Source organism: Shewanella oncorhynchi (genome assembly GCF_030848765.1).
Lineage (GTDB): Bacteria > Pseudomonadota > Gammaproteobacteria > Enterobacterales > Shewanellaceae > Shewanella > Shewanella oncorhynchi.
Map to the genome: position 1 here is coordinate 1,782,347 of NZ_CP132914.1, position 10,448 is coordinate 1,792,794.

The following is a 10,448-nucleotide window of genomic DNA, read 5'->3' on the forward strand; positions in this document are numbered from 1 at the left end:
CCTTGAAGCCATCTTGGTGATGGCCTTTGTTGTGGTTAGTTTTGTGTTTGTGTTTGTATCTGAACAGTATTCATACGGTTTTTCATGGCCGTGTAGTACAGCACAGGGATGACAACTAAGGTCAGTATGGTCGAGATAAAAATACCAAAGATCAGACTGATCGCTAAGCCATTGAAAATCGGATCATCAAGAATAAACAATGCCCCTATCATGGCTGCAAATGCAGTCAGCATGATAGGTTTAGCTCGCACGGCACCAGAGTGGATCACTGCCCGCTCAAAGGGCACGCCGGATGCGGTTTCTTGATTAATAAAATCGACCAATAATATCGAGTTACGCACAATAATCCCCGCCAGCGCTATCATGCCTATCATGGACGTTGCCGTGAATTGGGCACCGAGCAGGGCATGTCCAGGCATTACGCCAATCACAGTCAGTGGAATTGGTGCCATGATGATGAGCGGCACGAGATACGATCTAAACTGTGCCACTACCAAGAGATAAATGGCGATCATGCCGACCGCATAGGCGATGCCCATGTCTCTAAAGGTTTCGTAGGTGATTTTCCACTCGCCATCCCACAACACGGCGACCGAGTCTAGCCCTGTGGGTTGGTGAATATAATGTTGATCAAACCCTAAGCCATCGGCGCCATCAATTTTACCCGCCATGTCGAACATGCCGTAGAGTGGGCTGTCCAGTGGCCCCGACATATCGGCGACGACCATGATCATAGGGATCATATTCTTATGGATAATCGGTGCATCGATTTTGCCGCGTTTGATGGTAACTAGCTCAGACACAGGCACAGATTGCCCCGTTTGGCTCAGTAACTTCATATTCAGCACTTGCTCTAAATCGACTTTCGCACCTTCGTTTAATTGCAGGCGGATCGGTATCGGTTGTTTTTGCTGGGCTTGATGTAAATAACTCACATCTTTGCCGCCAACGGAGGTGGCAATCAAGTCGACAATATTGCTGTAGGGTACGGCCATCAGGCTGGCTTTACTGCGGTCGATCATCACTTGCCATTTTTGCTGGGCGGCGGGCAAGAAAATATCGATATCGACCACGTCTTTGGTTTCATGGAACAGCGCCTGCATCTCATATGCGGCTTGCTCGCGAATAGCGGGACTTGGGCCATACACTTCTGCAACCAGCGGCGACCACACTGGCGGCCCTGGTGGCACTTCAACCACTTTGATATTGGCTTGATATTGCTCGCCAATTTGCTGCAGTTCGTCTCGCACTGATACCGCTATGCTGTGGCTGTCGCGCTTGCGGTGTTTCTTATCCACTAGGTTCACTTGGATGTCGCCAAGCTCTTGGCTGTGACGCAGGAAATAGTGGCGCACTAAGCCATTAAAGTTCATTGGCGCGTTAGTGCCCGCATACAATTGCAGATGCTTGACTTCAGGGACGGTTGTTAGGTAGCGACTCAAATCCTGCAATACTCTTTGTGTTTGCTCTACGGGAGTGCCTTCTGGCATGTCCACCATCACTTGAAACTCGGACTTATTATCGAAGGGCAGCATTTTAAGCACCACGAGCTGACCGACAGGGAGCGCGACGGCGATGCCGATTAACACAAATACGCCGGCAGCCAGTCCCACTCTTGCCTTACGGGCATTTTTACCCAGCAGGAAAGGACCAATTAAGTGAGTAAAGAGGCGCACCATCTTAGTTTCAGCTTCATCCTCGTGCGAGGCTTGGGCAGTATCGTGTTGGTCATTATGTTTCAGCAGTTTACGACTGAGCCAAGGAGTGACCACAAATGCCACAACGAGGGAAATTAACATGCCCATACTGGCGTTGATGGGGATTGGGCTCATGTAAGGCCCCATTAAGCCCGATACAAAAGCCATAGGTAGCAAGGCTGCTATAACTGTAAATGTCGCCAGAATCGTCGGGCCACCGACTTCATCGACCGCCACAGGAATAAGCTCACTAAAGGACTTTTTGCCGAGCGCCATATGCCGGTGGATGTTTTCTACTACGACTATGGCATCGTCGACCAAGATACCGATGGAGAAAATCAAGGCGAACAAGGACACGCGGTTTAAGGTAAATCCCCACGCCCAAGAGGCGAAAAGGGTGATCGCCAGCGTGATAATAATGGCCACACCTACGACTAAGGATTCGCGTGCGCCCATGGTTAAAAAGACCAGTACGACTACGGCGCTGGTGGCAAAAATCAGTTTTAAAATAAGGGTGTTAGATTTATCCGCCGCGGTTTCGCCATAGTTACGTGACACTGTGACTTCGACATTTGCCGGGATCAACACATTGTCGACCTTAGCAATCCGCTCAATCACACTGTCGGCGATGTCGACGGCATTTTGGCCTGCTTGTTTACCAATTGCGATTGTGACGGCGGGATAAATGTCGGTTTTATCTGCGTGCCAAACGCTCTGTTTAGGGATATCACTTTTTAAGCTGATTTCGGCAATATCCGCCAAATAAATCGGAATAGTCTTGCCTTGTTTATCTTGATAGACACTGACGACTAATTGCTTGAGATCGTCGATGGATTGTAAAAACTGCCCAGCCTGAACTTTAATCTCTTGATTGCCTTGCACTAAGGATGCAGGCATAGAGACCATATTATTGTCATTCAGGCTTTGTCTTAACTTATCGTAGGTCAGATTAAAGCTGTTCATCTTGGCGGGATCGATACGTATGTTGGCCACCATATCGTGCTGGCCAACGGTATCGATTTCGCGAGTGCCGGGAATACGCTTAATTTCAGTTTCTAATCCAAGGGCGACATGGGTTAGCTGCTCAGCAGACACTTGCCTGTCCTTTGACCATAAGGTCAAACTGACAATGGGCACATCATCGATGCCGCGGGGTTTAATTAGCGGTTCACCCACGCCAGCGCCCCTTGGTAATTTATCCATGTTGGAATAAATCTGGTTGTATAGGCTGACGATGGCATCATTGCGCGCAACACCGACCTTAAAGATGACGATGATCAGCGCGCCATCGGGTTGGGAGAACGAGTACAGAGTATCTATGCCTTTGATTTCGGAGATCACTTGTTCCGCTGGCAGGGTGACTAAGTTTTCAACTTCCGTGGGTGTCGCGCCGGGAAAAGGGATAAACACATCGGCAAAGGTGACATCAATTTGTGGCTCTTCTTCTTTTGGTGTCACCAAAATGGCGAATAAGCCAAGTAAGAGCCCGAGAAGTGCTAATAGCGGCGTGATGGCGCTATTTTGAAAGGCAGCGGCAATTCGTCCGGAAATCCCAAGTGTGGTTTGTGGTACTGGAGCATGTTTCATAAAACAACCTCGACAAAGCTTAAGTCGCTAGGGAATTTATTGCTTCTTGCTGAGCAACACTTGGTAGGCATCAACGGCCACCTTGTCACCCGACTTAAGGCCCGCAAGCACTTCTACCTCGCCATCTAAGGGCTCAGTGACACGGACTTGGGTCAGCACAAAGGCTTCGCCTTGTTTAAGGTAAACACTGCTCAGTTCGTTCATTGTGAGCAGTGCAGAGGCGGGCAGTTGGATTTTTTCCCGATCGCCATTTTTAAAGGAAGCTTTTGCCCAAGTACCGGGTTGAAGATTGGCTTCATTTTCTGGCAGATTAATTCGCACTTGATAACTGTGGCTGACGGGATCGGCGAAACTGAAAATCGTGAGGTCAGTTGAGGTGAACTCGCGCCCATCACTTAAACGGACGAGAAATTTGGGGGAATTTTTAAGTTGGTTAATATAACGCTGTGGCACTTGGGTAATGGCGCGCATTTGACTCGCGGAAAACCCTGAAAGTAGTGCTTGTCCTGGGCTTACTGTTTCGCCAAGTTCGACAAAACGCTCAGTGACTATGCCACTAAAAGGCGCTGAAACGACAGTGTATTTTAGGGATTCGTTGGCTTTGATGACACGGGCTTGTGCTGCACTGACGGCTTGTTCTGTTGCTTTAGCATTGGCGGTGGCTTCATCCATCGCGCCCTTAGAAATCGCGCCTTGGGGAAATAGCTCTTTATAACGTTTGTATTGTGCCTGAGCTTCGACATTTAAAGCCTTCGCTTTGGCTAGATCAGCCTCAAAGCTTGCCAGTTCAGCGCCTTGCTCTTTACTGGTAATTTCCAGTAGGGCGGCTCCTTCGGGGACGACATCGTTAACATCGTAGTTGAGTTTGACAATACGGCCAGAGGTTTGCGCCGATACCGTCGCTGCTTTTACTGCTTCAATGGTGGCGTCTAAGGTGACCCAATTCGGATAGGGTTTATTTAAGACTTCGATGGTTTCGACTGAGGCAGCCTGAGCTTGAGTACTGGAAAGTGCAAGCAGTAAGAAAAAAGCACGAGAAATTGATGTCATAACTTATATCACCCCAGATGTAATTTATGAGAAAATTCTAATGGAGTTGTTTTCAATAGGCAATCAATATTTATTAGAAAAATTTAATGTAGTGTTTTTACCTAATTTAGGAATGAGGAATAAGGCCTATAGCGCCTTATTCCTCGTGCTTCAGAGCTTCAAATTAAGCCTAAAATTTAGTCATTTAAATAATAGGTTAGTGTGGAAACGATGCGAATTTGTTTAATGTAAGGCGTGCTGCTGTCGCGGTCAGAAATAGTGAACTGGCCTTGACTCGCACTTTTAATTTTTCCGAGGCGAGAATCCGAATCCTTAGCAAATTTTTCAGCCACTTCGCGGGCATTTTGAGTGGCTTCTTGCACCATGACAGGTTTGACTGAGTTGAGATCGGTAAACAGAAACTCAGTGCGATTATCATAATCTTGGCTGGCGATCGCTATGCCTTCTTTTACTAAGTTAATCATTTGTTTACGAGTGTTCAGCATGAGATCAATCTGTGGGGTATAAACCGATAGGTTCACTTTTGCCGAGTAACGGTATCTGACGTTGGGATCGACATAACCTTGGGCTTGGCGATCTTCAATTGAAGGCAAAGAGACAGTAATTTCGCTGTCGCTAAAGCCTTGTTCCTTTAAAAACGCTACAACACGATCGGTTTTTTGCTGAACCGTCTCATAGAGTTTAGGCAGATTGTTATCGACCTCAGTGAAATTGATTGGCCAAATTGCCACATTGGCTTTGACTTCTTTTTCCGCTAAGCCCTTTACCGTGACAGTGCGTTCCATGGCTTTCATTTGCAATAGTGCTGAGCTTGCTGTCTGGCCTACATAAACAAGCCCAGCGCAAAGGAAACCACCTAACAGCAGGGCAGGAAGGATGTTACTTTTTTCCATAAAAAGAATCTCTTGATTAGATGAACTCAGTCTACGATACCGAATAAACCTCAGTCATGCACTGGGTTTATTCGGAATAGATGCCGCTTAAGGCAGGGGAGATTATGTTGAGATATGAGTTTGGAAATATCTGTTTAAAGCATTTATTTTTCAGGAGGGATGGCGCTTGGCTGCCATAATTCGACTTTATTGCCATCAGGGTCAATAAACCAGCCAAAGCGGCCAAATTCTGAATTTTCAATACCACCAATCGGTTGACCGCCACCTTGCTCTACTTGTACTAGGGCTTGCTCTAGATCGTCAACGACAAAGTTGAACATAAACCCTTTATCTGAGGGGGCGAAATAGTCCGTGCTATGGGCGAAAGGGGTCCAAACATGGTAGCCAAGAGTTGATTTATCTGTGTGATAAAACGCGGCGCCGCCCCAGTTTTCAATGGGGACTTGAAGATGGGTTTTGTACCAAGTTGCCAAGGCAACGGGATCGACACTTTTAAAGAAAATTCCACCGAGTCCAATGACTTTAGCCATAGCCGTAGCTGCGTTTACAGGAGTATGAATTAACTTTAGGCAATAAATGCTTAAGATACAAAAAAGCCGCAAAAAATGCGGCTTTTGGGGTTAAGCGTTTAGCTTAGAACTGGTAGCTGTATTGAACTGAGTAGTACACAGCATCAGAGCGAGTATGGGCAATCACGTCGCCAATGATTGCGCTGTGTTCTAATACTTCAGTATCTTCACCGCGAACGAAGGCAAGACCCATATCCACAGTTGAATGAGTGCTCAGGTTATAGCTTAAACCTGCAGTAAACCAATTACGGTTCGAATCAGGGATTGAAATTGAGCTGATATCATTCACAACTCCTTGGTCATGCATGTAACCTGCACGGGCAGTCCACTTATCATTAATCGTATAAGTACCACCTACGCTGAATAACCACGAGTCATCCCATACGTATTGTTTTAATGGCGCGCTGCTAACGACTGGTGTGCCACCTACAGTGCCATCAGTCAATGTGATCTGATCAAAGTCACCCCAAGTTGATAACTGGGCAGTGTAGTGAATAGCAAACTTCTCTGTTAACTGATGGAAACCCGCAACTTGGAAAATATCTGGTAATGGGATATTGATTTCATCAAAGGAAACCACTTTACCTAATTGAGTATTCAGAGTGTTGATATCTCCAGTCGCTTTGAAATCTGGGCTCAGGCGGTAGCTGGCACCAATGCGGTTGTCTTTATTGAACTCATACACAGCACCAATAATTCCGCCTACGGCAAAACCATCAGCATCAACATCGACTAGATTAGCATTAACCATAGCGCTGTTAGGACCGATAGGTAAGTTACCTTCTCGGCTCAGTTTACCTTGACCATAGATTAAATCGAGACCTGCACCGACGCTAAATTGATCGTTGAAACGATAGGATAAGCTCGCATTGAAGTTCATGGTGACGACTTCGGTATTACCGAGTAAATCCACTGGCGCAGGTACTGTACCCATGCCTGGGATTGTGACGGCATTATTTGCTAATGCGGTGGTATCTGTGCCTGTACCAAAGTTACTGAATGCGGCTAGACCAAAAGCCCATTGATCGTTTAGCGGTTGAATGTAGTAAAAGTTTGGGATCACTTTACTGTCGGCAGCATCGTGTTCGCTACCAAAGCTAATTGGCGTGCCAGCTTTTTCAACGTCTTTAACAGTAACGCTGATATCGGCATAGGTTACGCCGAATGAGAGGGCTTTCTCATCAAATAAAGCCATAGCTGCTGGGTTACGAGATAAAACAGAGGCATTATCGGCGATAACAGCATCACCTGAGAATGCACGGCCAATACCTGTTGCAGATTGGCTGTTCAATTGGAAGCCTGCGGCTAAGGTTTGTGTGCTTGCTAATGCGACAGAAACGGCAATGAGTGTCTTGTTGAATGTTTTCATTATTATTCTCTCTATTTTTTATAAGTATTGGATTTTTATTCGGTCCTAGTCCGCCGAAAGTATTTAAATCCATTTATTAGTCTCCGGCATCTTATGGATTCAATGTACCCTCAACAAGTCCGACCAGAAGTGAAAAATGTTAATTTTCAGTTAATTAAAAGTCTTTAAAACAAGAGTGATACTTTAGTATGCTTGAATGGTCTGGCCAGATGCTTGATATGAAGGGCTTTGGGTGCTGCTATGGGTTTCAATTAAAGTTAACGGTTTGTAATGGTGTGTAGGGTATTTAAAAGGATACAAAATGTAAAAAGCGCACACTTGTGCGCTTTTAAACATATGGAAGCATATCTAGATTAGAGTGCAGACTTAAATTGTTCGAACTCTATCGTTACTTTTTCACTTGGAGCAGAGAATTTACTGACTAAAATACCCGCAATAGTCGCGAATATAAATCCAGGAAGGATTTCATATACTTCAAAAATGCCACCAGTGAGTTGCTTCCAAATCACCACGGTTAATGCACCGACAATAATAGTGGCGATAGCGCCATTACGGCTATATTGCTTCCAAAACAGGGATAACAAGACTACGGGACCAAAGGCCGCACCAAAGCCAGCCCAAGCATAACTTACTAGGCTGAGCACGCTACTTTCAGGATTGAGGGCAATCACACCTGCAATCACAGCGATAGCGAGTACGCCTAAACGACCTACCATCATTAGCTCGCGATCATCGGCCTTTGGGCGCAACCATTTACGGTAGAAATCTTCGGTGATGACACTTGAGCAGACTAAGAGCTGTGAGTCGATAGTACTCATGATTGCCGATAAAATAGCGGCGATTAATAGCCCACCAATCCATGGGTTAAACGCCGCTTGAGCTAAATGGATAAACACTGTTTCAGAATTGGCTAATGGCTCTTTGGCGAAATAGAGCGAGCCTGCGATACCTGTGGCTAATGCGCCAATGAGAGATAACACCATCCAGCTCATGGCAATACGGCGTGACAAGGGCAGGGCATCGGCACTGCCTATCGCCATAAAACGCGACAAAATATGTGGCTGACCAAAATAACCTAGGCCCCATGCGAGCAAAGATAACATGCCGATGGCAGTGGTTTTGTCATTGACCAATGCCAACATCGCGGGATCGATCGTTTCAATACCTGCATGGCTTTCGGGGTGAGCGAAAACGGCGAAAGGGACAATCAATAGGGCGATGAGCATTAAACTGCCTTGGAAAAAGTCAGTCCAACACACGGCAAAGAAACCGCCAATAAAGGTGTAACCGACTATGATGGCCGAGCCAATCACGAGGGCTGCGGTGTAATCAAGCCCAAAGACCTTCTCAAACAAAATCGCGCCACCGACCATGCCAGAGGAGGCATAGAAAGTAAAAAACACCAGAATAGTGATTGCGGAAACGAGCTTGAGATAGCCTTGGGTATCGTGGAAACGTTTCTCGAAAAAATCCGGTAAAGTGAGGGCGTTATCGGCGAGTTGGGTATAAATGCGCAGTCGCTTGGCAACAAATAACCAGTTTAGCCAAGCACCAATAATTAATCCTACGCCAATCCAGGCTGCACCTAAGCCGCTTAAGTAAACTGCGCCGGGTAACCCCAGTAACAGCCAACCTGACATGTCAGATGCACCCACGCTGAGTGCGGTCACTGCGGGGCCCATTTTGCGGCCACCTAAAATATAATCATCAACAGTATCGGTAGCACGGTAAGCCCAAAAACCTATGCCCATCATCAATACTAAGTAACCAACAAATGTGATTAAAATCGGGGTTTCAATCGTCATCTTGCCTTTTCCCATCTTTTTATTATTAAAAGTGGCAAGCATGCTACCAGATGTTTGAACGTGCGCCCATTAGCAGATGTAAGTGTGATTGAAATCTAACCTCCGATAACATGAAAATATCGGAGATTGATTTTTAAATGCAAATTATAACAATAGCTTAAATAAATATATTCTTGATTTCGTCTTTTATATAGCTAAGGTCAGCTTGATCCTCACCTATGAGCAAAATAAATGCATCGGGCGTTTCAAAGCCCATCCCTTGATATTTACCGTCGGCGAAGGTTTTATCCAACACCATACGTTTCTCGAGTGGCACGATAAAGAGTGTCACCTTACTTTGTTCGCCCTGAAGTACTAAGTGCAGGCTTTTTACCCCTTGAAAATCGCAATAAGAGGTGTAATACACTTTGCCCGGTTGTTGGGTAAATTTGGCATTGCCAAAGTCTTTTATCGACGCAAGCTGGGCATTGACTTGACTAAAATTGACATTTTGATCGACATGCAAGGCAATATCTTCATGGTAGACATGGGCCAGTGCATGTTCAGCCAAATCAATAGGCCCTAAGCGTAATAGGCTGAAGCTGATCCCTACCACAAACGCAACCGAGGCTGCCATGGCCACTAAAAAAAACGTTTGCCGGCGCTGTTTATGGTGCTGTTGTAACTGCTGACGCAAAATGAGTTTGTCGGCGAGATCCTCAGCCACATCTACTTTCAATGCGTTGCTCAGTTTGGCATCAAGGTTTTTAAGCTCATTGATTAGGGCTTGGTTTTCTGGCTTGGCATTGATCTGCGCCAGAAAGTCAGCATCTTGATTATGAGGATCTTCATAAGCTTGACGTCTAAATTTAAGCTCATCCATTGGATTGACCTCTCACATCATTCTTCTCAAGTAATTCTTTCAATTGGCTCCTCGCCCGAAATAAACGCGTCATTACGGTGTTGCGATTGAGCTCCATCAGCTCGGCGATTTCATCGCCGCTAAAGCCACCAATGAGCTGGAGTAAGAGTGGTTCACGGTATTCGATATCCAGCTTGCCAATTTGTCGACGGATCAGATATTGCTCGGTCTGCTCTTCACTGCTATTGGAGATATTGTCCTCTAAGGTATCTTGCTCAACGTCGGAATAATCGAACTGTTTACGCTCGAAACGCCGCGCATTTTCACGCCTAAGAATCGTGATCAGCCAAGCTTTCGCCGCTTTATCATCCTTGAGGGAATCCAAAGAGCGCCACGCCCGCAAGAAGGTTTCTTGGGTAATGTCTTCAGCCACGTGCTTATCGCCGCATAACCAATAGGCGTAGCGGAAAATGTCTGCATGTAGCGCCTTGACTAGGCTGTTGTATCGTCGTTGTTTGCTTAGCATGTCAGAAGAGACCGCGGGCTCGACGGATTTCTTGCGCCAGTTAGCAAACATTTTTTATCTTTGGGCTTTTTGGCGGAATATTTAGCATGGTAGCACTCGCTTCTTTGTCAT

General features: G+C 46.0%; 8 protein-coding genes. All 8 read right to left on the minus strand.

Annotation, left to right across the window (positions count from 1 at the left end; genetic code table 11):
- Nucleotides 1-35: 35 nt before the first annotated feature.
- Nucleotides 36-3,284: an efflux RND transporter permease subunit gene (locus tag RA178_RS08125; RefSeq protein WP_306685096.1), complete on the minus strand. Its 3,249-nt coding sequence runs from the start codon at nt 3,282-3,284 to the stop codon at nt 36-38.
- A 36-nt stretch (nt 3,285-3,320) separates the two neighbouring features.
- Nucleotides 3,321-4,334, minus strand: a complete 1,014-nt coding sequence (locus RA178_RS08130) for an efflux RND transporter periplasmic adaptor subunit (RefSeq protein ID WP_263184868.1) — start codon at nt 4,332-4,334, stop codon at nt 3,321-3,323.
- A 176-nt stretch (nt 4,335-4,510) separates the two neighbouring features.
- Nucleotides 4,511-5,227 (minus strand): SIMPL domain-containing protein, encoded by a 717-nt coding sequence (locus RA178_RS08135; protein WP_113940700.1) that lies wholly within the window; start codon nt 5,225-5,227, stop codon nt 4,511-4,513.
- Nucleotides 5,228-5,370: 143 nt separating this feature from the next.
- On the minus strand, nt 5,371-5,757 hold the full coding sequence (locus tag RA178_RS08140) for a VOC family protein (protein ID WP_131525289.1): 387 nt from the start codon (nt 5,755-5,757) through the stop codon (nt 5,371-5,373).
- A gap of 103 nt (nt 5,758-5,860) precedes the next feature.
- On the minus strand, nt 5,861-7,165 hold the full coding sequence (locus tag RA178_RS08145; RefSeq protein WP_168824270.1) for an OmpP1/FadL family transporter: 1,305 nt from the start codon (nt 7,163-7,165) through the stop codon (nt 5,861-5,863).
- A 353-nt stretch (nt 7,166-7,518) separates the two neighbouring features.
- Nucleotides 7,519-8,970 (minus strand): sodium/proline symporter PutP, encoded by a 1,452-nt coding sequence (gene putP / locus RA178_RS08150; RefSeq protein WP_028761059.1) that lies wholly within the window; start codon nt 8,968-8,970, stop codon nt 7,519-7,521.
- Between the two features lie 157 nt (nt 8,971-9,127).
- The gene (locus RA178_RS08155; protein WP_131525286.1) at nt 9,128-9,832 is read right to left on the minus strand and encodes a DUF3379 domain-containing protein; all 705 of its coding nucleotides are present in this window, start codon (nt 9,830-9,832) and stop codon (nt 9,128-9,130) included.
- Nucleotides 9,825-10,388, minus strand: coding sequence for a sigma-70 family RNA polymerase sigma factor (locus RA178_RS08160; protein WP_006085483.1), 564 nt, complete (start codon nt 10,386-10,388; stop codon nt 9,825-9,827). The genes RA178_RS08155 and RA178_RS08160 overlap by 8 nt, the downstream gene beginning before the upstream one ends.
- Between the last annotated feature and the right edge of the window lie 60 nt (nt 10,389-10,448).

Bases quoted from the DNA above. Each gene is read 5' to 3' on its own strand.
- RA178_RS08125 (WP_306685096.1), bottom strand. From the start codon at position 3,284: ATGAAACATGCTCCAGTACCACAAACCACACTTGGGATTTCCGGACGA.
- RA178_RS08130 (WP_263184868.1), bottom strand. From the start codon at position 4,334: ATGACATCAATTTCTCGTGCTTTTTTCTTACTGCTTGCACTTTCCAGT.
- RA178_RS08135 (WP_113940700.1), bottom strand. From the start codon at position 5,227: ATGGAAAAAAGTAACATCCTTCCTGCCCTGCTGTTAGGTGGTTTCCTT.
- RA178_RS08140 (WP_131525289.1), bottom strand. From the start codon at position 5,757: ATGGCTAAAGTCATTGGACTCGGTGGAATTTTCTTTAAAAGTGTCGAT.
- RA178_RS08145 (WP_168824270.1), bottom strand. From the start codon at position 7,165: ATGAAAACATTCAACAAGACACTCATTGCCGTTTCTGTCGCATTAGCA.
- putP (WP_028761059.1), bottom strand. From the start codon at position 8,970: ATGACGATTGAAACCCCGATTTTAATCACATTTGTTGGTTACTTAGTA.
- RA178_RS08155 (WP_131525286.1), bottom strand. From the start codon at position 9,832: ATGGATGAGCTTAAATTTAGACGTCAAGCTTATGAAGATCCTCATAAT.
- RA178_RS08160 (WP_006085483.1), bottom strand. From the start codon at position 10,388: ATGTTTGCTAACTGGCGCAAGAAATCCGTCGAGCCCGCGGTCTCTTCT.